The organism is Thermus antranikianii DSM 12462, assembly GCF_000423905.1.
Lineage (GTDB): Bacteria > Deinococcota > Deinococci > Deinococcales > Thermaceae > Thermus > Thermus antranikianii.
On sequence record NZ_AUIW01000001.1, the window covers coordinates 267954 to 287951 of the forward strand.

The following is a 19998-nucleotide window of genomic DNA, read 5'->3' on the forward strand; positions in this document are numbered from 1 at the left end:
ATGGAGGGAGCAGTCATCAAGGTCATCGGTCTCGGGGGAGCAGGGAACAACGCGGTGAACCGCATGATTGAGGCGGGCCTCGTGGGGGTGGAGTTCATCGCCGCCAACACCGACGCCCAGGTGCTGGCCAAGAGCCTGGCCGACCAGCGCATCCAGCTTGGGGAGAAGCTCACCCGGGGCCTTGGGGCCGGGGCCAACCCCGAGATCGGGGAGAAGGCGGCCCTCGAGGCCGAGGACTTGATCGCCGAAGCCTTGGACGGGGCCGACCTGGTCTTTATCACCGCCGGCATGGGGGGCGGCACCGGAACGGGAAGCGCCCCGGTGGTGGCGGATATCGCCAAGCGGCTTGGAGCCCTCACCGTGGCCGTGGTGACCCGCCCCTTCAGCTTCGAAGGCCCGAAACGCCTCAAGGCGGCGGAAGAGGGTATCAAGCGCCTTAAGGAGCGGGTGGACGCCATGGTGGTGGTGCAAAACGACCGCCTCCTCTCTGCCGTGGACAAGAAGGTAAGCCTCAAGGATGCCTTCCTCATCGCTGACCGGGTCCTCTACCACGGGGTCAAGGGCATCACCGACGTCATCAATCTCCCAGGCCTCATCAACGTGGACTTCGCCGACGTGAAAACCCTTTTGGAGGGAGCAGGCCAGGTGCTCATGGGCATCGGGGCGGGACGGGGGGAAAACCGGGTAGAGGAAGCCGCCAAGACCGCTACCCACAGCCCCCTCCTGGAACGCTCCATCGAGGGAGCCAAGCGGCTTCTCCTCAACGTGGTGGGCTCCGAGGACCTCTCCCTTATGGAGGCAGCGGAGGTGGTGGAGCGGGTGCGGGAGGCCACGGGCAACGAGGATGTGGACATTCTCTACGGGGTCACCTATGACGATCGGGCCCAGGACGAGCTCAGGGTGATCCTCATCGCCGCAGGTTTCGGGGAAAGCACCGTGGTGCCCAAGCCGCTTAGGCCCGTGGACTTCCCCACCCACCCCGATCCCTACAACTTCGACATCCCCGCCTTTATCCGCTACGGGGATGCGGACTACCCCCCCAGAAAGGGCAACTAGGAACCTCGAGGCATGGTGGTTTTGGGCATAGACCCCGGCATCACCCACCTGGGCCTGGGGGTGGTGGAGGTGGAGCCCAAGGGCACCCTAAAAGCCCGCCTCCTCCACGGGGAGGTGGTGAGGACCTCCCACAAGGAACCCGCCCAGGAACGGGTGGGGCGCATCCACGCCCGGGTAAAGGAGGCCCTTGCCCGCTTCCACCCCGAGGCCCTGGCGGTGGAGGAGCAGTTCTTCTACCGGCAGAACGAGCTGGCCTACAAGGTGGGCTGGGCCCTGGGGGCGGTGCTGGTGGCGGCCTTTGAGGCCGGGGTTCCCGTTCACGCCTACGGTCCCATGCAGGTAAAACAGGCCCTAGCTGGGCACGGGCACGCCGGTAAGGAAGAGGTGGCCTTGATGGTCCGGGGCATCCTGGGTTTGAAGGAGGCTCCCAAGCCCAGCCACCTGGCCGATGCCCTGGCTATTGCTTTGACCCACGCCTTTTACGCCCGCCTAGGAGCGGGGAAGCCCTTATAAGACCTCTCCCAAGGGCAAAGGCCCACGCCCTCCAGCTGGAGGGCCGGGTTGGGCAAAGCATACCCCACGCATCCCAGGGGCCGTCACCGGATGCCAAGCCCTTGCCCGCGGGGCTAGCATCTTCCTTCCCCCAACAGGGACGGTACGTTCCCCTTTGCATGGCCGAAATCCACCCCACCTGGTGGACTTGGGGACGTTCCCCACGGGACATCCCTCCCCTGATACCCGTGATACAGTCGGCATAGTAGGAGGTGAACGGTGATACCCGCCTTCAGAAGCGCCCAAACCCAAACCCAGTGGGCCCTGGAGTTCATCCGCCTGGTCATGCTTCTTCTGTGCTTGGTGGGATGGGTGATGTATCCGGTGGAGCTTCTCCTCCTGGACCACTGGACGGAAAGCTGGCAGAGTAGGATTCCCTTCTTTGTGGCCATCCCTGGATTCATTTTCACCCTGTGGGTGCTCTTTGACCGGAAAACCCCCTGGGTGAGGTGGGCCTTCATCCTCACCATGTGGGCTTCGGTGTTCACCGGTCTAATTGGGGCCTACTTTCACTTGCTCTGGAACTTTGAGGGGGAGGTGGCTTGGGAGTTTGAGGCTGCCATGGAGGCCATGGCCGGAAGCCGCCCCGTCCTGGCGGCCCTGGCCTTTACCCACATAGGGGTAACGGGGCTTCTGGCCATCTACCGGGCCAGGTAGGAGGTGAGGTATGATCGAAGCCCTCATCAAAGCCCAAACCGAGGAGGAAAGGCTTTTGGAGTTCTTGCGGTCCACCTTTCTCCTCATCGCCCTGGTGGGCTTTGCCTTCTACAGCATGGAGCACTGGATCTTGGACCACTGGACGGAAAGCTGGCAAAGCCGCATTCCCTTCTTCGTGTCCCTGGTGGGGTTTCCCCTGACCCTTCTCATGTTCTTCCACCGGGGCAAATGGGTTCGCTACCCCTTCCTACTCTGGATGCTGGTAACCGTGGCCACAGGCCTCCTGGGGGCCTACTATCACCTCCTTTGGAATGCCCAGGATGCCGAGGTAAGCCTTTGGAACCTCAAGGGGTTCCTGGAGGCATTTGAAGGAAGCCGCCCTGTGCTGGCAGCCCTGGCGCACACGCATGTGGGGGCGGTGGCCTTTGTGGTGGGCATAACCATAAGGGACTAACGGGAGGTAAGAGGTATGAGAAAGGGCATCGTCTGGCTTCTGGTTCTGGTCCTGAGTGGGGCGCTGGCCCAGGCACCCAAGGTGGATGGGAAGATCGCCAGCGGGGAGTACGCCAAAACCTACAAGCACGAGAAAAGCGGCATCACCCTGCACTGGAGCATCGTGGGGGACACCCTGTATTTGGCCCTCGAGGGCAAGAGCAAGGGCTGGATCGGCATTGGCTTCCTGCCAGAGAAGACCGACAAGAAGAAGGGGGCGGACCAGTACCTCTTCTACATGGAGGGGGGCAAGCTGGTGGCCCTGGACATGTACCAGACCAAGCGCACGGGAGCCCCGGTAACCGATGAGAAGGAGGGGGGTAAAAACTCCATCCTGGCCGCTGCGGCCACCTACGAGAACGATACCTGGGTGGTGGAGTTCAGCCGCAAGCTGAAAACCGGGGAAGCCACCGACGTGGAGATCACCCCGGGGAAAAAGCTCATCGTCCTCCTGGCCCACGCGGAAAAGATGGACCCCAAGGAGGAGCATAAGAAGACCGAGCGCTGGTACCTGGAGGACTTCACCTTCTAGGAGGCAGCTTTCTGGGACCCTGGGTTTGCCCAGGGTCCCTTTTGTTGCACCCCGGCTTATACCCTTGACTTTTATAGGCTCATGGGTACCATAAGGGGCATGGAGCGGACAGCGCGCCCCCAACCCCTGCCCCTCCTCCTCTTCGCCCTCCTGGCCTCGGGGCTTTCCTATGCCGTCCATCTGGCTTCGGGAACCCGGCTCGTTTTGGCCTTCTGGGTGGCGGTCCTCCTGGGCTTAGCCCTCTTCCACGCCAAGTTCGGCTTCGCCTCCGGCTTCCGCCGCTTCCTCCTCACCGGGGAAAGCCGCCTTCTCAGGGCCCACTTCCTCCTCTTTGCCCTCACCGCCCTCCTCTTCTTCCCCTTCCTGGTCCAGGGGGAGGCCTTCGGCCAGGCGGTCCAGGGCTTCGTGGTGCCCCTGGGGGTGGCCCTGGCGGTGGGGGCCTTCCTCTTCGGGGTCGGCATGCAACTGGGGGACGGGTGCGCCTCCGGTACCCTCTACCACACGGGAAGCGGGGACACCCGGGGGATTTTGGTTCTCTTGGGCTTCATGGTGGGCTCTTTGCTGGGGGTCTACCACCTCCCTTACTGGCAAGCCCTTCCCGCCTGGAGCCCAGGTAGTGCCCTCACTTGGTTTCCCTCCCCCTACATGGGCCTTCTCCTCTGGATAGGCCTTTTGGCCTTCCTCTACCTTCTGGTTTCCCGGGTGGAAAAAAGGCGCACGGGCCAGGTGGTACCTCTCTGGCAACGGGAAGCCACCCACCCCCTCTTCGGCCCTTGGAGCCTGGTGGGAGGTGCCGCAGTCCTAGCCCTAGGAAGCCTCCTTATCCTCCTATTATTGGGCCGCCCCTGGGGGGTAACGGCGGCCTTCGCCCTTTGGGGAGGCAAGCTGGCCCAACTTCTGGGGATCCCGGTGATGGATTGGGCCCTCTTCAACAACCCGGCCTTCGCCGAAAAACTAGAGCAGAGCATCCTTAAAGACCCCACCAGCGTGACCAATTTCGGGGTCTTCCTGGGAGCTTTCCTGGGAGCCACCCTGGGTGGGGCCTTTAGGCTTCAGGACCTGCGCCGCATCCCCTGGACCACCCACCTAGGGGTCTTCCTGGGAGGGGTGCTCATGGGCTACGGAGCCCGGCTGGCAGGGGGTTGCAACATCGGGGCCTACCTGGGGGGCACTGCCTCCTTCAGCCTCCACGGTCCCCTCTGGGGGGTCTTCGCCCTCCTGGGCACCGCCCTGGGGGTGCGGCTTAGGCCCGCCTGCCGCCTGGAAAACGAAGGCAAGACGGGAAAGAGCCTGCCTAGCACTTGAGGTAGGTGGGAAGGACCTCCTCCAGGGCCTTGGGCGCCGGGAAGAGGTCCTTTAGGGCTTCGGGAAAGGGAGCGGTGTTCCCCTCCTTCAGCATGAGGTACTGGTCCCGGGTGATGGGGGCGAAGGGAAGACGGGATAGGAGGGGTACGGCCAGGTCCATCAGCCAAAGGGGTATGGGGACAAAGGGTTTCCTCCGGCCCACAACCCTCATGCAAAGCTCTAAAAGCTCCCGGAAGGTGTACTCCTTGGGCCCCACCAGGTCAAAGGTGCCCCGAAGACCCCGCTCCAGGGCGCCGGCAAAGGCCTCGGCCACGTCCCCCACATAGACCGGGCGGAAGGGAAAGCTCCCGTCCCCGATGAGGGGGACAAAGGGCAGGGGGGCGCAGACCAGCCCCTTGAGGACCTGGCCAAAGAACTCATCCCCCGGGCCGAAGATGAGGCTGGGGCGGAAGATGGTCCAGGCCAGGCCGCTTTCCCGCACCAGGGCCTCCCCCTCCGCCTTGGTCTCGTGGTAGCGGCTTCCCGTGCCCTTCCCCACCCCCAGGGCGGACATGTGGAGGAGGCGCTCCACCCCGGCTCGGCGCATGCCCTGGAGGAGGTTTTTCACCCCCTCCACGTGCACCGCCCGGAAGGTCTGGCCCCGTTCGCGGATGATGCCCGCCAGGTAGATGGCGGCCTCCACCCCAGCAAGGTCCGGCACCTCCCGGGTGATGTCCCCCTCCACGAAAACGGCCCCCGCGGGCAGGTCCCGGGGGGTGCGGGCCAGAACCAGGGGGGTGTGCCCCCCCTGGAGGAGGCGGCGCACCAGGGCCTGGCCCACGAAGCCCGTGCCCCCTACCACGAAGACCCGCATCAGGCGGCTTCCAAGACGCCCTGGGCCTCCCGCTCCAGGGCCGAGAGGTCCAGGAGGTAGACCTTGCGGTAGGCGGTGGCGATGAGGCCCTCCTGGCGGAGGTCGGAGAGGATCTTGGAGACCGACTCCCGGGTGGAGGCGGTGGCGTCGGCAATCTCCTCGTGGGAGGCGGTCACGTAGAGGCCCTGGGCGTCCCGGAAGGAGGCGGGGGTATCCGCCAGGAAGAGGAGGTAGCGGGCGATGCGGGCCCGGAGCTCCCCGGTCTGCAGGTGGGTCTCGTAGGCCTGCACCCGGCGCATCTGCCGCGCCAGGTTGCGGGCCACCTGGTGGAGCTCCTCGTGGGACATGGCCTTGGGGTCATACCCCCGCACCACCCCGTCGGTGAGGGCCTCGGCGGCGTAGCGGTAGCGCTTGCCCTCCAGGGCCTCCTCCCCGAAGAAGTCCCCCGGGAGCACGTGGCGCAGGGTGAGGGTGCGCCCGTCGGGCAAAAGCTCCACAATGCGCACCAGGCCCTCCTCGAGGCGGTACAGGGTGTCCGCCCGATCCCCGGCCAGATAGACCACTTCCTTACGTGCAATCCGCTTCATGCTTCCCCCTTTTGCCCCATCTCCAGCAGCCTAGGCAGTTCCTCCAGGCTCTCTGCGTACACCGCTCCTAAGCGCTCCGCCTCCTCCCGGGAGGCCCCCGGTCCCCCCAGGACCACCAGGGGGGCCAGGTCCTTGAAGGCCCCTGTGGGCAGGGCCTGGAGGCACTCGGAAAGGAGGGCGGAGAGCACCACCCCCTTGGCCCCCACCTGGTGGACCATGGTCCGCAGGTCCTGAAGCGGGGTGTCGGGGCCCAGGTACATGGCGGCAAAGCCCCGGCGTCGGAGCACGTAGGCCGCCAGCATGGCCCCAAGTTCGTGCCGCTCCCCTGGGGGCGTGGTGACCAGGACCGCCTGGCTCCTGGGGTAGCCCGCCAGGTCCAGAAGCTCGTGGAGGCGGGCCCTGAGGAACTGGGTGGCCAGGTGCTCCTGGGCCACGCTCACCTCCCCCCGGTGCCAGGCCTCGCCGATCTCCCGCAGGACCCGGGCCACCAGGGTCTGGGTGGTCCCCTCCGGCCCCAAGAGGCGGACCCCCTGGCGGAAAAGGGCCTCCGCCTGGGAGAGGTCAGCCCGCAACAGGGCCTCCTTGAGGGCCTGGGCCAGCCCCTCGGGGCGGGCCTCCTGGGCCAGGTAGCGCCGGATGGCCGCCTGGGGAGTGGCCCCTTCCTCCAGCCAGCGCCGGATGAGCTTAAGGGCCTCCACCTCCTCCTCCCGGTAGAGGCGGTGGCCCCCCGGGGTGCGCTCCGGGCGCGGGAAGCCGTAGCGCCGCTCCCACTGCCGCAGCACCTCGGCGGAAAGGCCGGTCATGGCCTCCACCTCCGCGATGGTGTACACCCCAGGCCGGGTCATGCCTCCAGGGCAGCCGACTGAACAACTATTGTCAAGTTCTTGTACAACCTGGGGAAGTGTAGGCGGGACAAAAGTCCCCAAACCGTGTTAGGATGAACGTAGAAAGTATATGGAACCCGACTGGAAAGCCCTGGCAGGGATCATCCGCCGCTATTCCACCACCTTTTACCTGGGGAGCCTTCTCTTCCCCAAGGAGGAGCGCAAGGGGGCCTGGGCCGTCTACGCCGCCTGCCGCTTGGGGGACGAAGCGGTGGACGGTCCCGCCGGGGGCCCGGAGGCCCTTCGGGCCTGGTGGCAGGGGGTGGAGCGGGCCTACCGCGGCCGGCCCCTGGAGGCCTGGGAGAAGGGCCTGGCCTGGGCTCTAGCCCGCTGGCCCATCCCCCAGGAGGCCTTCTGGGACATGCGGGAGGGGTTCCTCACCGACCTGGGCCCTGTGCGCCTGCAAAGCGAGGCCGAGCTCATGGAGTACTGCTACCGGGTGGCGGGCACCGTGGGCCGGATGATCGCCCCCATCGCCGGCGGAGGCCCCGAGGTGGAGGAGAAGGCCGTGCGCCTGGGCCAGGCCATGCAACTCACCAACATCCTCCGGGACGTGGGGGAGGACCTGGAAAGGGACCGGCTCTACCTGCCCCGGGAGCTTTTGGAGCGCTTCGCCATCTCCCTGGCCGACCTCCAGGAGGGCCGCCTCACCCCGGGGTACCGGGCCCTCATGGCCCACCTCGAGGCCAAGGCGCGAACCCTCTATCGCGAGGGGCTTTCCGGCCTTTCCGGCCTCAAGGTGGGGCGGGGAGCCATCGCCCTGGCCGCCCTGCAGTACCAGGGCATCCTGGACAAGCTACGGCTTTCCGGCTACGACAACCTGGGCAAGCGCGCCCACCTCAAGGCCTGGGAGCGGCTCAAGCTCCTCCCCCAGGCCCTCTGGATGGCACGAACCGGGTTCCAGGCCACGGAAACCCCGGCGCCGGGCCCCTAGCCTGGCCCCATGTACCTGGTCTGGCACCGCGCCGACCTGCGCCTTTCCGACCATCCCGCCCTGCTGGAAGCCCTGCAGAGGGGGCCCGTGGTGGGCCTGGTGGTCCTGGACTCCGCCAACCTGGAGACCAGCCCCAGGCGGCGGGCCTGGTTTTTGGAAAACGTGCGGGCCCTGCGCACAGCCTACCGGGCCCTGGGCGGGGCCCTTTGGGTCCTGGCCGGCCCCCCCTGGGAGCGGGTGCCCGAGGCGGCCAGGCGGCTTAGGGCCAGGGCGGTCTTCGCCCTGAGGAGCTACACCCCCTACGGCCGCTACCGGGACGAGCGGGTGCGGGAGGCCCTGCCCGTTCCCCTCCATCTTCTCCCTGCCCCTCACCTGATTCCCCCCGACCTCCCCCGGGCCTACCGGGTCTACACCCCCTTCAGCCGCCACTTCCAGGGGGCCGAGCCCCCCCTCCCGCCCCCCGAGGGCCTGCCCCGGGCCGAGGAGGAGGGGGAGATTCCCCAGGAGGCCTCCGAGGTGCCCCTGCCCGAACCCGGGGAGAAGGCGGCCCGGGCCCGGCTTTTCGCCTTCCTGGAAGAAGGGCTTACCCACTACGCAAAGAGGCGGGACCGGCTGGATGGGGAGGGGGGCTCGAGGCTCTCCCCCTACTTCACCCTGGGGGTCCTCTCCCCCCGGGAGGCCGCCTGGGAGGCCCTGAAGCGGGGGGGAGAGGGGGCGAGGAAGTGGGTGGCCGAGCTCCTCTGGCGGGACTTCTCCTACCACCTCCTCTACCACTTTCCCTGGATGCGGGAAAGGGCCCTGGACGGCCGCTTTGAGGCCCTGCCCTGGAACCAGGACGAGGCCCTTTTCCAGGCCTGGCTTTACGGCAAAACCGGGGTGCCCCTGGTGGACGCCGCCATGCGGGAGCTCTGGCAGACGGGCTTTCTCTCCAACCGGGGGCGCATGGCCGTGGCCCAGTTCGCCGTGAAGTACCTCCTCCTGCCCTGGAGGCGGGCCGAGGCCGCCTTCAAGGCCCTCCTCCTGGACGGGGACACCCCCCAGAACCTTCAGGGGTGGCAGTGGGCGGGAGGGCTTGGGGTGGACGCCGCCCCCTACTTCCGGGTCTTCAACCTGGTGGAACAGGGCAGGCGCCACGACCCCGAGGGGAGATGGCTTCGGCGCTGGGCCCCGAAATACGCCTCCTACGAGCCCCAGGACCCCGTGGTGGACCTGGAGCAGAGCAGGCGGCGCTACCTGGCCCTGGCCCAGGGCCTCGTGCGAGGGTAGCCTGGCCCACAGGGCCCTTCGCCCTGGAAGCCCTGGGGGGTATCCTGGAACCATGACGGCCACCCTGGACCTGAAAGCCGCTCTCCCCCAGCTCAGACGCCTGCGGGAAGCCCCCCTGGAGGTGCTCTTGGCCTGGGGGAAGGGCCATGCCCGCCTCCGCCTGCCCGTACCCGGGATGCCCCTCTTCCTGGTCTTTGACCCCGAGGGGGTGGAGCGGGTCCTCCTGGGGGAGGAGAACAAGGCCACCTTCCAGTACCGGGAGCTCTCCCGCCTCACGGGGCGGGGCCTCCTCACCGACTGGGGGGAAGGCTGGAAGAGGGCGCGCCGGGCCCTCAAGGACCCCTTCCTTCCCCGGGCGGTGGCGGGGTACCGGAAGGCCTGGGAGGAGGAGGCCAGGGCCTTCTTCGGGGCCTGGAAGGAGGGGGAGCGGCGGGACCTGGACAAGGAGATGCTCCACCTGTCCCTCAGGCTCCTGGGGCAGGCCCTTTGGCAGCGTCCCCTCCCCGAGGCCCTGGCCGAGCGGGCCCTTTCCGCCTTGGAAAGGATCATCGCCCGCACGCAAAACCCCCTGGCCCGGCTGGACCTCCTGGGGGAGTGGCGCTTCCAGAAGGACAAGGGGGCCCTGGAGAAGGAGGCCGAGGCCCTCCTCCAGGTCCCCCCCCTCTCCGCCCTGCCCCGGCCAAGGGCCATGGCCGAGGCCAAGACCCTGCTGGTGGCCGGGCACGAGACCGTGGCCAGCGCCCTCACCTGGAGCCTCTTCCTCCTCTCCCGCAGGCCGGACTGGCAGGGGTTGGTGGCCCAAAGCTTCCCCCACGCCTTGGCCGCCTTCCAGGAGGCCCTCAGGCTCTACCCCCCGGCCTGGATCCTCACCCGCAGGGCCGAGACCCCCCTGGACCTGGGGGGAGACCGGGTCCCCCGGGGGGCCACGGTGGTCCTCTCCCCCTACGTGACCCAGCGGCTCCACTTCCCCGAGGGGGAGGCCTTCCGGCCCGAGCGCTTCCTGGAGGAGAGGGGAACCCCGTCAGGGCGCTACTTCCCCTTCGGCCTGGGGAAAAGGCTCTGCCTGGGGCGGGACTTCGCCCTCTTGGAGGGGCCCATCGTGCTTCAGGCCTTCTTCCGGCGCTTCCGCCTCTCTCCCCTCCCCGAGCCCAAGGTGCACGCCGGGGTCACCCTCAGGCCCGAGGGGGGCCTTTGGGCCCCACTGGAGGCCGCATGACCTACCTGGAGTTCCACCTGGTCTTCCTCCTGCCCCCCCTCTTCCTCCTCCTCCTCTGGGCCAGGCCCAGGCCCCCCAGGCTCTGGGCCTACCTCCTGATGCCCCTCATCGCCCTCCTCTACACCACCCCCTGGGACAACTACCTGGTGTGGAAGGGGGTCTGGGGCTACCCCGAGGGCCGGGTCCTCCTCCGCCTGGGCTATGTGCCCCTGGAGGAGTACCTCTTCTTCCTCCTGCAACCCCTCCTCACCGGGGCCTTCCTCCTGCGCCTGGCCCATAGGCCCCCGGCCCCGGGACCCGGCCTGGCCCGGGTGGTGGGGGGAGGGGTGTGGCTCCTCCTGGCCGCCCTGGGGGTGATGCTCCTGGCCCTGGGGGGGCCTTACCTCTACCTGGGCCTCATCCTGGCCTACTTCGCCCCGGTCTTCGTCCTGCAGTGGGCCTTCGGCGGCGACCTCCTTTGGGCCTGGCGGGGGCCTTTCCTCCTGGGGGTGAGCCTCCCCACCCTCTACCTTTGGGCCGCGGACTTCTGGGCCATCACCCGGGAGGGCATCTGGTGGATTGCCCCGGAGTACACCCTGGGCTATGGGGTGCTGGGACTACCTCTGGAGGAGATGGTGTTCTTCCTCTTCACCAACCTGGCGGTGGTCCAGGGACTGCTCCTGGCCTGGCATCCCGAGGCCCTGAGGCGCCTGCGATGAGGCTTTCCCCTGAGCGCCCCGCCGCCCGCCTCCTCAGGTTTTTTGTGGAGGGCCTCCTCCTCCTGAGCCTCAAAGGAAGCCTGCGGGGGGTTTACCTGCGGGGAGAGGTCCCCCCGGGACCCCTGGTGCTGGCCATGAACCACCACGGGTTTTACGACGGCCACCTGGTGTGGTTCTTAGGCAAACTCCGGGGAAAGCCCGTGAGCCTCCTGGTGGCGGAGGAGAACCTGAAGGCCTTTCCCGTGCTGGCCCTGGCGGGGGCCCTCGAGGCCCCCCGGGTACGGGAGGCCCTGAGGCGGCTTGGACGGGGGGAGTGGGTGGCGGTGTTTCCCGAGGGGGAGATGCGCTACCCAGGCCCCTTGGGCCCCCTGCGCCCCGGGGCGAGGTGGCTGGCCGAGCGGGCAAGGGTCCCCCTCCTCCCCGTGGCCTGCCGGGTGGTCCTGAGGGGGTTTGAACACCCCGAGGCCTTCCTCTGGGCAGGAAGGCCCCTGTCCCCCGGGGAGGACCTAGGGGAGGCCCTGGGAGGGCTTCTGGCCCGGCTGGACGCCCTCCTGGCCCAGACCCACCCCCGGGAGGTCCCCGAGGGGTTCCGGGAGGTCCTCAAGGGGCGGCGGAGCCTGGAGGAGCGGGTGCGCCCTCTGGTGGAAGCCCTGAGGCGGGTATGACCGGGGACTTCTTCTTCGGCGTCCTCCTCTTCCTCCTCCTGCGGTGGTTCACCCTCCTCTACAACCTTCTCCGCTTCCCCCAGCTCCTGCCCGCCCCCACCCCCCCTGGGGCCAGGGTCTCCATCCTGGTGCCCGCCCGCAACGAGGCGGAAAACCTAAGGCGCACCCTTCCCTCCCTCCTCCGCCAGGGGGCCCTGGAGGTCCTGGTCCTGGACGACGGCTCCCAGGACGGCACCGCCCAGGTGGCCGAGGCCGTGGCCGGGGGGCACCCGGGCTTCCGCCTCCTCCGGGGCCGCCCCCTCCCCCCGGGCTGGAGGGGGAAGAACTGGGCCTGCTGGCAGCTGGCCCAGGAGGCCAAAGGGGAGGTCCTGGTCTTCACCGACGCCGACGTGTACTGGCAGGAGGGGGCCCTGGGGGGATTGCTGGCGGCCTTGGAGGGAAAGGAACTGGTCTCCGCCCTCCCGCGGCAAGAGCCGGGCAAGGACCTGGGCACGGCCGGGGTGGTGCCCTTCGTCATGGGGGGACTCTTCTCCTTCCTGCCCCATCCCCTTCTGGAAGCCCTGCGGGTGGCCAACGGCCAGGTGCTGGCCTTTTCCCGGGAGGCCTACTTCCGCCTAGGGGGGCACCGGGCGGTGCGGGAGGAGATCCTGGAGGACGTGGCCCTGGCCCGGAAGGTCCCAGGCTACCGCCTGGTCCTGGGCACCCGCCTCTTCCGGGTGCGGATGTACCCCAGCTACCCCGAGGCCGTGGCCGGGTTCGGCAAAAACTTCCTGGAAATCCACCTGAAAAACCCTGCCGTCCTCCTGGGCTCCGCCTTCTACCACCTGGCCCTCTACACCCTGCCCTGGGCCTTTGGCCGGCCGGAGCTGGGGCTTTTGGGCCTGGGGGAGCGCCTCCTGGTGCAGGTGGCCCTGGGGGGTCCTGCGTGGCCCGCCCTCCTCACCCCCCTGGCCCCCCTTCTCCTCTTGCCCGTCTACCTGCGGGCCCTTTTGCCCGGCAAGCGCTGGAAGGGCCGGGTGCTCTAGGCCCGTGTGTGGGCCACGCTCAACTTGCAAAGGACCCAAGCCCGGTAAACTTCTCCCATGCGCGCCATCGTCATTGGCAGTGGGGTGGGTGGGCTTTCCGCGGCCATCCGCCTGGCGGCCATGGGCCTGGAGGTCCTGGTCCTGGAAAAGCTGGACGGCCCCGGGGGACGGGCCCGGGTGCACCGGGCCGAGGGCTTCACCTTTGACATGGGGCCCACGGTGATCACCGTCCCGGCCTTCCTGGAGGACCTCTTCGCCACCCGGCCCGGGGACCCCAGGCTCTACCCCGACTTTCCCCAGGAAGAGGGGCTTCGGCACACGGAAAGGTACGTGAAGCTGGTCCCCCTGGACCCCTTCTACCGCATCCACTTCCCCGACGGCACCCACTTTGACTACAACGACGACCGGGAGCACCTCCTGGCGGAGATCCGCCGCCTGGCCCCCGAGGACCTCGAGGGCTACCTGCGCTTCGAGCGGGACGCCAAGGCCATCTTCCAGCGGGGCTTTTTGGAGCTGGGCTTCACCCACTTCGGAAGCCTGGGCGACCTCCTGCGGGTGGCCCCGGACCTCCTGCGCCTGGATGCGGTGCGGCCCCTCTTCTCCTTCGTGAAAAAGTACTTCCAAAACCCCAAGATGCGGCGGGTCTTCTCCTTTGAAAGCCTCCTCATCGGGGGCAATCCCCTCTCGGTCCCCGCCATCTACACCATGATCCACTTCGTGGAGCGCAACTGGGGCGTCCACTTCGCCATGGGGGGAACCGGGGCCCTGGTGGCGGGGCTGGTGCGCAAACTGAGGGAGCTTGGGGGGGAGATCCGCTACCAGGCCCCCGTGCGCCGCATCCTCACCCAGAAGGGACGGGCAGTGGGGGTGGTCCTGGAAAGCGGGGAACGCCTGGACGCCGACCTGGTGGTCTCCAACGCCGACTACGTGCACACCTACGGCGAGCTCCTTTCCCCTGAGGACCGCCGCTGGCACGGGGACTGGCGGCTTAAGCGCACCCGGCTTTCCATGAGCCTCTTCGTGGCCTACTTCGGCTTCCGCGCCCGGGGGGACGAAGGGGAAAGGCTGAGGCACCACAACGTCCTCCTCTCGGAGCGCTACGAGGGCCTCCTCCAGGACATATTCCAGAAAAAGGTCCTTCCGGAAGATTTCGCCCACTACCTGCACCTCCCCACCCTCACCGACCCCTCCCTGGCCCCTCCGGGGCACCACGCGGCCTACACCCTGGTGCCCGTGCCCCACAACGGGAGCGGCCTGGACTGGCGGGAGCTTGGGCCCAGGTACCTGGAGAAGGCCCTCGGCTACCTGGACGAGGCCGGGTACCTGCCCGGGCTCATGGACCGGCTGGTCTACGCCCACTTCATCACCCCCGACTACTTCCAGTGGACCCTCAACAGCCACCTGGGCAACGCCTTTGGCCCCGAGCCCGTCCTCTGGCAGACGGCCAGCTTCCGGCCCCACAACCGCTCGGAGGACGTGAAGGGCCTTTATCTGGTGGGCCAGAGCTACCAGCCGGGGGCAGGCCTGCCCAGCGTGATGATGTCCGCCAAGATGACGGCCCGCCTCATCGCCCACGACCTGGGCCTGGAACGCCTCCCCCGGGCCCTGGAGGAGGCCAGGGCTTGAGCACCCTGGAAAGGAAGCGCAAGCACCTGGAGGCCTGCCTCCAGGGGGAGGTGGCCTACCAGCGCACCACCACGGGGCTGGAGCGCTACCGCCTGCGCTACCAGGCCCTGGCGGGGCTTGCCCTTTCGGAGGTGGACCTCACCACCCCCTTCCTGGGCAAGACCCTGAAGGCCCCCTTCCTCATCGGGGCCATGACCGGGGGGGAGGAGAGGGGAGAAGCGATCAACCTGGCCCTGGCCGAGGCGGCGGAGGCCCTGGGGGTGGGGATGATGCTGGGCTCGGGGCGGATCGTGCTGGAGCGGCCCGAGACCCTAAAGAGCTTCCAGGTGCGCAAGGTGGCCCCCAGGGTCCTCCTCATCGCCAACCTGGGCTTAGCCCAGCTCAGGCGCTACGGGCGGGACGACCTCCTCCGGCTCGTGGAGATGCTGGAGGCGGACGCCCTCGCCTTCCACGTGAACCCCCTCCAGGAGGCGGTGCAGCGGGGGGACACGGACTTCCGGGGCCTTTTGGAGAGGCTCGCCGAACTCCTCCCCCTCCCCTTCCCCGTGATGGTGAAGGAGGTGGGGCACGGCCTCTCCCGGGAGGCGGCCCTGGCCCTACGGGACCTCCCCCTGGCGGCAGTGGACGTGGCCGGGGCCGGAGGGACCAGCTGGGCCCGGGTGGAGGAGTGGGTGCGCTTCGGGGAAGTGCGCCACCCGGAGCTCTGCGAGATCGGCATCCCCACGGCGGAGGCCATCCAGGAGGTGCGGGCGGTGCTCCCCCACCTGCCCCTCATCGCCTCGGGGGGGGTCTATACCGGCACGGAGGCCGCCAAGGCCCTGGCGCTGGGGGCCGACCTGGTGGCCATGGCCCGGCCCCTCCTGCGGCCTGCCCTGGAAGGCCCCCAAAGGGTGGAGGCCTTCCTACGCGACTACCTGGAGGAGCTCAGGGTGGCCCTTTTTGCCGTGGGGGCCTGCACGCCTAAAGAGGCCCGGGGAAGGGTTTACCCCATCTAGGAGGTCTTGAGGTCCATGAGGGCCCTGGGGTAAGGGGCGAAGAGGGCCTGGGCCTCCAGGTAGCCCTCCCCGAAGCGCAGGGCCCAGGACTGGAGGAGGGCGAGGGGGGCCTCGAGGGGAAGGCGTTCCTCCCGGAAGGCGGAAAGAAGCTCCAGAAAGTGGGCCTTCTCCCTAGGGGAAAGCCCCTTCTTGAAGTAGCCAAAGGCGTGCAGGAAGGCATCGGCCATGGCCCCCAGGCGGAAGGGGAGCCGGGTAGCCCGGAGGAACCCCTCCTCGTAGGCCCGCCTCACCTCCTCCAGGGGCCTGCCCCTGGATTCGGCCAGGAGCCGGCCCAGGGCCCGGGCCTCGCTCTGGTGGTAGGCCATGAGGAGGAGCTTGTAGCGGGCGTGGAAGGCCTGGAGGCCCGGGAGGTCCTCCACCTGCCTCAGCCGGGCCAGGCCGAAGATGCGGGTGAAGAAGTGGGCGCGCACGCGGGCGCTGGTAAGCCTTCCCTCGTCCTCCTTGGGGAGGAGGGGGAAGGCCCTTTCCACCGCCTGGGTGAAGAGGCCTGGGCCCCGCCCCACCGTCCCGCCCCCCTGGGCGTGGGCATAGACCCGGGCGTCTTTTAGGGCGCAGGAGGGGGAGCGGTTCTTGAGGATAAACCCCTCCACGGGGGGAAGCCCGGCCAGAAACCCCCGGCTGAAGGCCTCCATGGCCTGGGTGAGGTCCTCGCCGGTCTGGGGCTGTACCATGCGCACCCCCCCTTCCCCCCGCACCAGGCGCACCACCGGCCTCGGCACCCCGAGGCCGATCTCCACCTCGGGGCAGACGGGGAGGAAGTCCACGTGCTCCCTAAGGGCCGCCACCACCTTGTCGGGGATGAGCTCCCCGGAATAGCGCACGGCGGCGAACCCCAAGCAGGCGCTCACCACGAGGCGAGGCTTGGGCCAAGAAGGGCCCATGACCCCATGGTACAGGGTGGGGGAAGGGAGGCGGCCCAAGAGGGACCCCAGGGAAGCCGTAGAATGGAGGGGTGGCGGAAGTCCGCGTGGGCACGGCAAGCTGGACCGACCCCACCCTCCTCGCCTCCGGCTGGTACCCCCCCGAGGCGAGAAATGACCCAGAAAAGCGCCTCCGCCACTACGCCCGTTTCTTTGACACCGTGGAGGTGGACAGCACCTTCTACGCCCTGCCCCGCCTCGAGGTGGTGCGGAAGTGGGCGGAGAGGACCCCCGAGGGCTTCCTTATCCACGTCAAGGCCTTCTCCGCCTTCACCGGCCACGGCCTCGAGGCGAACGCCCTCCCCAAGGACCTCCGATCCCTTCTTCCCCGGCAAGAAGGCCACCTGGCCCAGCGGGAGGTTCCCAAGGAAGTGGTGGAGGAAGCCTGGAACCGCTTTTTCGCCGCTATACAGCCTCTCAGGGAAGCGCACAAACTGGGTTACCTGCATTTCGGCCTCCCTCCCTGGACCGAACCCAAGCCCCGAAGCTTTCGCTACCTGGAGCGCCTGGCGGAGAGGACCCAGGGCTACTGGGTGGCGGTGGAGTTTCGCAACCCCAAGTGGTATGTGGCCTGGGGATTCGTGCGCAGGGAGCTGGAACGACTTGGCCTCATCCACGTGAGCGTGGATGCCCCACTCCATCCCGAGGCCCCACCCCGGGTCCTGGAACCCACCCACCCCGTGGCGGTGCTTCGATGCCACGGAAGAAACGCAGAGTCCTGGAAAGGCCCTCACCAAAAGCCCTACGAGCGCTTCAACTGGCGTTACTCAGAGGAGGAGCTTCAAGACCTGGCCCAGGCCACCCAGGCCCTGGCGGAACGGGCGGAGCAGGTCTTTGTAATCTTCAACAACAACTACGGCACCCAGGGGGTGGAGGCAGCCCTCGGGCTTAAGCGGCTCCTAGGGCTTGGACCCCCACCTTGGGCAGGGGAAGCGTCTCTTCTTTAGCGGGCGTGCTACCTTGAAGGGGATGGCCCGTCCCCCTCTCTCCGAGGCCCAGGAGGACTACCTCAAACACCTCCTCCTCCTGGAAACCGAGGGGCAAAACCCCGTCCCCACCCAGGCCCTTTCCGAGCGGCTAGGGGTGAAACCCCCTTCGGTAACGGAGATGCTCAAAAAGCTCTCCGCCCTAGGCCTGGTGGAGCACGCCCCCTACCGGGGGGCCCGGCTCACCGAGGCCGGCCGCCGCATCGCCCTGGAGGTCCTGAGGCACCACCGGCTCCTCGAGGCCTACCTGCACCAGGCCCTCGGCTACGGTTGGGAAGAGGTCCACCAGGAGGCGGAACGGCTAGAGCACGTGATCAGCGAGGCCTTTGAGGAAAGGATCGCCGAGTTGTTAGGCCACCCTCCCTTTGACCCCCACGGGGACCCCATCCCCACCAAGGACCTGGCCCTGCCGGAAGCCCCAGCCCTCCCCCTCTCCCAGGCCCCCTTGGGGAAGGCCCGGGTGGTGCGGGCCCTGGCCCAGGACCGGGGCACCCTCAACCTCCTGGCCAAGCTGGGCCTGGTTCCTGGAAAGGTCCTTAGGGTGGTGGAGAAAGGTGACGGGGTGGGCATCGAAATGGCAGGGGAGGTATTGCGCCTTCCCGAGGAGCTGGCCCAGGCCGTTGGGGTAGAGGCCCTTCAAGAAAGGGCCCCGTAAACCAGGGTGCGGAAGGCCAGGCCAAACCGCTGCCCAAGCCGCGAGTGAAGGACCTTTTCCGGCTCCAGCACGGAAAGGAGATTGGGGGCCTGGGTGAAAAGCAAGGCGCTCAGTTCCAGGGCGGGATCCACCAGGAAATACGTGCCGGCAAACCCCCACCAGTAGAAGTCCCCGGGGCTTCCCGGCGCCAGACCCCCAGGGCCCAAACGCACCGCCACCCCCAGGCCAAAGCCGTAACCCGGGCCTGGGGTGTACTCCAAGCCCCGCCGCAACCCGGCCTCGTAAAGGGGACCCAGGTGGTCCTGGGTCATGAGGCGGCACAGGCTCGGGTGCAACACACCCCGGCCCGTGCGCAGGGCCTCCAGGAACCGCAGGTAGTCCCAGGCCGTGCTCACCCCACCCAGGCCCCCCGCATACCGGGGAGGCTCCGCCTCCACGGGGATCAGGCGGATGGACCTGCCCGTTTCCGGGTCTTGGGGGAAGGGCTTTGCCAAACGGGTGGGATCCTTGGCCAGAAAACCCGAGTCCCGCATCCCCAAGGGGGCGAACACCCGTTCCCCCAAGAGCTCCGCCAGGCTTCTCCCCGAAAGCACCTCCAAAAGATGCCCAAGCACATCGGTGGAAAACCCGTACTCAAAGGCCTCTCCCGGCTGAAAGCGCAGGGGCAAAGCGGCCAGGCGCCCAAGAAACTCCTCCCGGGAAAGGTCAAACCGGTCCACCCCCGCCTCCAGGTAGAGCCGCTTCACCGGGGAGCGGAAGAAGACCCCATAGGTAAAGCCCGCCGTGTGCCGCAGGAGGTCGTAGACGGTGAGGGGCCGCCTCAGGGGCTCGAGGGCCACCTCTTCCCCCACTTCCCGCCCCACCTTCACCCCGGCGAACCCCGGCAGGTACTTTTCCACAGGGTCCAGGAGGGAAAGGCTGCCCTCCTCCACGAAGGTAAGGGCTAGGGCGGAAACCCAGGGCTTGGTCATGGAGTAGATGCGGAAAAGAGCGTCTTCCCGCATGGGAAGAGCCGTTTCCGGATCCAAATACCCCCCCACTCCCTGGTAGACCACCTCTCCCCCCCGGGCCACCAGGGCCACGTACCCGGGAAGAAGGCCCTCAGCCACCTGCCTCTTCAAAAAATCCTCCAGCCGGGAAAAATCCATGGTTCCCCCCTGGGAACCTAGCCTCCCTACCCTCAGGCAGGAGCAGCCCCCACCGTCCTACCCCCGTCCACGAAGAGGACCTGGCCGGTGATGAAGCTGGACTCATCCGAAACCAGGAAAAGAGCAGCGTAGGCCACCTCTATGGGCTGGCCGACGCGGCCCAAGGGCGTGGCGGCGATGGCCTTCTCCCGCACCTTCTCCGGCACCTTGGCCGTCATCCGGGTCTCGATAAACCCCGGGGCCAGGGCGTTCACCCGGATCCCGTACCGCCCCAGCTCCAGGGCCAGGGTGCGGGTAAGCCCCACCACCCCCGCCTTGGAAGCCGCATAGTTGGCCTGCCCCAGGTTACCCAGGTACACCCGGGAACTGGTGAGCACAATGGAACCAGGGTTCCGCTCCCGCATGGCCTCAGAAGCCGCCCTGGCCACCAGAAAGCTCCCCGTAAGGTTCACCCTCAACACCGCCTCCCAGTCCTCCAGGGGCATCTTCCAGTGGAAGTTGTCCCGGGTGATGCCGGCATAGTGCACCACCCCGTCCAGGCGGCCCATGGCCTGAAGGGCCTCCCGGAAACCCCTCTCCACGGAAAGCGGATCGGCCACGTCCATGGGAAGGGCCAAGGCCCCCGTGGCCGCCGCCGCCTCCCTTAGGGGCTCCTCCTCCAGATCGCAGGCCACCAGCCTGGCCCCCTCCCGGGCAAACAGCTCCAAGGTAGCCCGCCCAATCCCGTGGGCCGCCCCCGTGATCAGCACCACCTTGTCCTTTAGCCGCATCCACCACCTCCCGTGTTTGGCGACCGAACGGTCGGTAAGTTCACCCTACCCCGTGGCGGGCCTTCCCGTCAAGGGCCAGCTAGCTCCCACCGCGACCCTCCCACGCCCCATACGGG

General features: G+C 68.0%; 22 protein-coding genes. 16 read left to right on the top strand and 6 right to left on the bottom strand.

What is annotated here, in order from left to right; genetic code table 11:
* The 6 genes from ftsZ (at position 1) to G584_RS0101360 (ending at position 4594) form a co-directional block, all read left to right on the top strand.
* A complete protein-coding gene (gene ftsZ, locus G584_RS0101335) occupies positions 1–1056 on the top strand; it encodes a cell division protein FtsZ (RefSeq protein WP_028492997.1) in 1056 nt (351 codons plus the stop codon).
* Positions 1057–1068: 12 nt separating this feature from the next.
* Entirely contained in the window at positions 1069–1569 is a 501-nt protein-coding gene (gene ruvC / locus G584_RS0101340) for a crossover junction endodeoxyribonuclease RuvC (RefSeq protein WP_028492998.1), read from the top strand.
* A 258-nt stretch (positions 1570–1827) separates the two neighbouring features.
* Positions 1828–2265 (top strand): hypothetical protein, encoded by a 438-nt coding sequence (locus tag G584_RS0101345; RefSeq protein WP_028492999.1) that lies wholly within the window; start codon positions 1828–1830, stop codon positions 2263–2265.
* Between the two features lie 10 nt (positions 2266–2275).
* Entirely contained in the window at positions 2276–2719 is a 444-nt protein-coding gene (locus G584_RS0101350) for a hypothetical protein (protein ID WP_028493000.1), read from the top strand.
* A 15-nt stretch (positions 2720–2734) separates the two neighbouring features.
* Positions 2735–3289: a DOMON domain-containing protein gene (locus tag G584_RS0101355; protein ID WP_028493001.1), complete on the top strand. Its 555-nt coding sequence runs from the start codon at positions 2735–2737 to the stop codon at positions 3287–3289.
* Between the two features lie 99 nt (positions 3290–3388).
* Complete coding sequence (locus tag G584_RS0101360; RefSeq protein WP_028493002.1) at positions 3389–4594, top strand: YeeE/YedE family protein; 1206 nt, start codon at positions 3389–3391, stop codon at positions 4592–4594.
* On the opposite strand, the gene G584_RS0101365 is transcribed toward G584_RS0101360, so the two are convergent.
* Genes G584_RS0101365 through carH form a run of 3 tightly spaced genes read right to left on the bottom strand, consistent with a single transcriptional unit; the run spans position 4584 to position 6879 of the window.
* A complete protein-coding gene (locus G584_RS0101365; RefSeq protein WP_028493003.1) occupies positions 4584–5447 on the bottom strand; it encodes a complex I NDUFA9 subunit family protein in 864 nt (287 codons plus the stop codon). The two genes, G584_RS0101360 and G584_RS0101365, sit on opposite strands and share 11 nt — an antisense overlap.
* Positions 5447–6034, bottom strand: a complete 588-nt coding sequence (gene ldrP, locus G584_RS0101370) for a transcriptional regulator LdrP (protein ID WP_018112476.1) — start codon at positions 6032–6034, stop codon at positions 5447–5449. Before ldrP ends, G584_RS0101365 begins: the two co-directional genes overlap by 1 nt.
* The gene (gene carH, locus G584_RS0101375; protein WP_018112475.1) at positions 6031–6879 is read right to left on the bottom strand and encodes an HTH-type transcriptional repressor CarH; all 849 of its coding nucleotides are present in this window, start codon (positions 6877–6879) and stop codon (positions 6031–6033) included. The genes ldrP and carH overlap by 4 nt, the downstream gene beginning before the upstream one ends.
* 109 nt (positions 6880–6988) lie before the next feature.
* Between carH and G584_RS0101380 the strand changes: the two genes are divergently transcribed.
* Genes G584_RS0101380 through fni form a run of 8 tightly spaced genes read left to right on the top strand, consistent with a single transcriptional unit; the run spans position 6989 to position 15343 of the window.
* Positions 6989–7852: a phytoene/squalene synthase family protein gene (locus G584_RS0101380; RefSeq protein WP_018112474.1), complete on the top strand. Its 864-nt coding sequence runs from the start codon at positions 6989–6991 to the stop codon at positions 7850–7852.
* 9 nt (positions 7853–7861) lie between these two features.
* Positions 7862–9118 (top strand): deoxyribodipyrimidine photo-lyase, encoded by a 1257-nt coding sequence (gene phr / locus G584_RS0101385; RefSeq protein WP_018112473.1) that lies wholly within the window; start codon positions 7862–7864, stop codon positions 9116–9118.
* A 52-nt stretch (positions 9119–9170) separates the two neighbouring features.
* On the top strand, positions 9171–10334 hold the full coding sequence (locus tag G584_RS0101390; RefSeq protein ID WP_018112472.1) for a cytochrome P450: 1164 nt from the start codon (positions 9171–9173) through the stop codon (positions 10332–10334).
* Positions 10331–11032, top strand: a complete 702-nt coding sequence (locus G584_RS0101395) for a lycopene cyclase domain-containing protein (protein WP_018112471.1) — start codon at positions 10331–10333, stop codon at positions 11030–11032. Before G584_RS0101390 ends, G584_RS0101395 begins: the two co-directional genes overlap by 4 nt.
* The gene (locus G584_RS0101400; RefSeq protein ID WP_018112470.1) at positions 11029–11697 is read left to right on the top strand and encodes a 1-acyl-sn-glycerol-3-phosphate acyltransferase; all 669 of its coding nucleotides are present in this window, start codon (positions 11029–11031) and stop codon (positions 11695–11697) included. The genes G584_RS0101395 and G584_RS0101400 overlap by 4 nt, the downstream gene beginning before the upstream one ends.
* Entirely contained in the window at positions 11694–12722 is a 1029-nt protein-coding gene (locus G584_RS0101405) for a glycosyltransferase family 2 protein (RefSeq protein WP_018112469.1), read from the top strand. Before G584_RS0101400 ends, G584_RS0101405 begins: the two co-directional genes overlap by 4 nt.
* Before the next feature lie 57 nt (positions 12723–12779).
* Positions 12780–14348, top strand: coding sequence for a phytoene desaturase family protein (gene crtI / locus G584_RS0101410; RefSeq protein ID WP_018112468.1), 1569 nt, complete (start codon positions 12780–12782; stop codon positions 14346–14348).
* The gene (gene fni, locus G584_RS0101415; protein WP_028493004.1) at positions 14345–15343 is read left to right on the top strand and encodes a type 2 isopentenyl-diphosphate Delta-isomerase; all 999 of its coding nucleotides are present in this window, start codon (positions 14345–14347) and stop codon (positions 15341–15343) included. The genes crtI and fni overlap by 4 nt, the downstream gene beginning before the upstream one ends.
* On the opposite strand, the gene G584_RS0101420 is transcribed toward fni, so the two are convergent.
* On the bottom strand, positions 15340–16284 hold the full coding sequence (locus tag G584_RS0101420) for a YbgA family protein (RefSeq protein WP_028493005.1): 945 nt from the start codon (positions 16282–16284) through the stop codon (positions 15340–15342). The genes fni and G584_RS0101420 overlap by 4 nt on opposite strands.
* Before the next feature lie 71 nt (positions 16285–16355).
* Here G584_RS0101420 and G584_RS0101425 point away from each other — a divergent pair, with 71 nt between their 5' ends.
* Positions 16356–17270 (top strand): DUF72 domain-containing protein, encoded by a 915-nt coding sequence (locus tag G584_RS0101425; protein ID WP_028493006.1) that lies wholly within the window; start codon positions 16356–16358, stop codon positions 17268–17270.
* A gap of 22 nt (positions 17271–17292) precedes the next feature.
* Positions 17293–17964: a manganese-dependent transcriptional regulator MntR gene (gene mntR / locus G584_RS0101430; protein ID WP_028493007.1), complete on the top strand. Its 672-nt coding sequence runs from the start codon at positions 17293–17295 to the stop codon at positions 17962–17964.
* Here the strand turns inward: mntR and G584_RS0101435 are convergent.
* Together G584_RS0101435 and G584_RS0101440 are read right to left on the bottom strand one after the other, a co-directional pair.
* Entirely contained in the window at positions 17946–19112 is a 1167-nt protein-coding gene (locus G584_RS0101435) for a serine hydrolase domain-containing protein (protein ID WP_028493008.1), read from the bottom strand. The genes mntR and G584_RS0101435 overlap by 19 nt on opposite strands.
* Before the next feature lie 32 nt (positions 19113–19144).
* A complete protein-coding gene (locus G584_RS0101440) occupies positions 19145–19882 on the bottom strand; it encodes an SDR family oxidoreductase (protein WP_028493009.1) in 738 nt (245 codons plus the stop codon).
* Positions 19883–19998 lie beyond the last annotated feature (116 nt).

Coding starts and splice junctions, on each gene's coding strand:
- ftsZ (WP_028492997.1), top strand. CDS start 1: ATGGAGGGAGCAGTCATCAAGGTCATCGGTCTCGGGGGAGCAGGGAAC.
- ruvC (WP_028492998.1), top strand. CDS start 1,069: ATGGTGGTTTTGGGCATAGACCCCGGCATCACCCACCTGGGCCTGGGG.
- G584_RS0101350 (WP_028493000.1), top strand. CDS start 2,276: ATGATCGAAGCCCTCATCAAAGCCCAAACCGAGGAGGAAAGGCTTTTG.
- G584_RS0101355 (WP_028493001.1), top strand. CDS start 2,735: ATGAGAAAGGGCATCGTCTGGCTTCTGGTTCTGGTCCTGAGTGGGGCG.
- G584_RS0101360 (WP_028493002.1), top strand. CDS start 3,389: ATGGAGCGGACAGCGCGCCCCCAACCCCTGCCCCTCCTCCTCTTCGCC.
- G584_RS0101365 (WP_028493003.1), bottom strand. CDS start 5,447: ATGCGGGTCTTCGTGGTAGGGGGCACGGGCTTCGTGGGCCAGGCCCTG.
- ldrP (WP_018112476.1), bottom strand. CDS start 6,034: ATGAAGCGGATTGCACGTAAGGAAGTGGTCTATCTGGCCGGGGATCGG.
- carH (WP_018112475.1), bottom strand. CDS start 6,879: ATGACCCGGCCTGGGGTGTACACCATCGCGGAGGTGGAGGCCATGACC.
- G584_RS0101380 (WP_018112474.1), top strand. CDS start 6,989: ATGGAACCCGACTGGAAAGCCCTGGCAGGGATCATCCGCCGCTATTCC.
- phr (WP_018112473.1), top strand. CDS start 7,862: ATGTACCTGGTCTGGCACCGCGCCGACCTGCGCCTTTCCGACCATCCC.
- G584_RS0101390 (WP_018112472.1), top strand. CDS start 9,171: ATGACGGCCACCCTGGACCTGAAAGCCGCTCTCCCCCAGCTCAGACGC.
- G584_RS0101395 (WP_018112471.1), top strand. CDS start 10,331: ATGACCTACCTGGAGTTCCACCTGGTCTTCCTCCTGCCCCCCCTCTTC.
- G584_RS0101400 (WP_018112470.1), top strand. CDS start 11,029: ATGAGGCTTTCCCCTGAGCGCCCCGCCGCCCGCCTCCTCAGGTTTTTT.
- G584_RS0101405 (WP_018112469.1), top strand. CDS start 11,694: ATGACCGGGGACTTCTTCTTCGGCGTCCTCCTCTTCCTCCTCCTGCGG.
- crtI (WP_018112468.1), top strand. CDS start 12,780: ATGCGCGCCATCGTCATTGGCAGTGGGGTGGGTGGGCTTTCCGCGGCC.
- G584_RS0101420 (WP_028493005.1), bottom strand. CDS start 16,284: ATGGGCCCTTCTTGGCCCAAGCCTCGCCTCGTGGTGAGCGCCTGCTTG.
- mntR (WP_028493007.1), top strand. CDS start 17,293: ATGGCCCGTCCCCCTCTCTCCGAGGCCCAGGAGGACTACCTCAAACAC.
- G584_RS0101435 (WP_028493008.1), bottom strand. CDS start 19,112: ATGGATTTTTCCCGGCTGGAGGATTTTTTGAAGAGGCAGGTGGCTGAG.
- G584_RS0101440 (WP_028493009.1), bottom strand. CDS start 19,882: ATGCGGCTAAAGGACAAGGTGGTGCTGATCACGGGGGCGGCCCACGGG.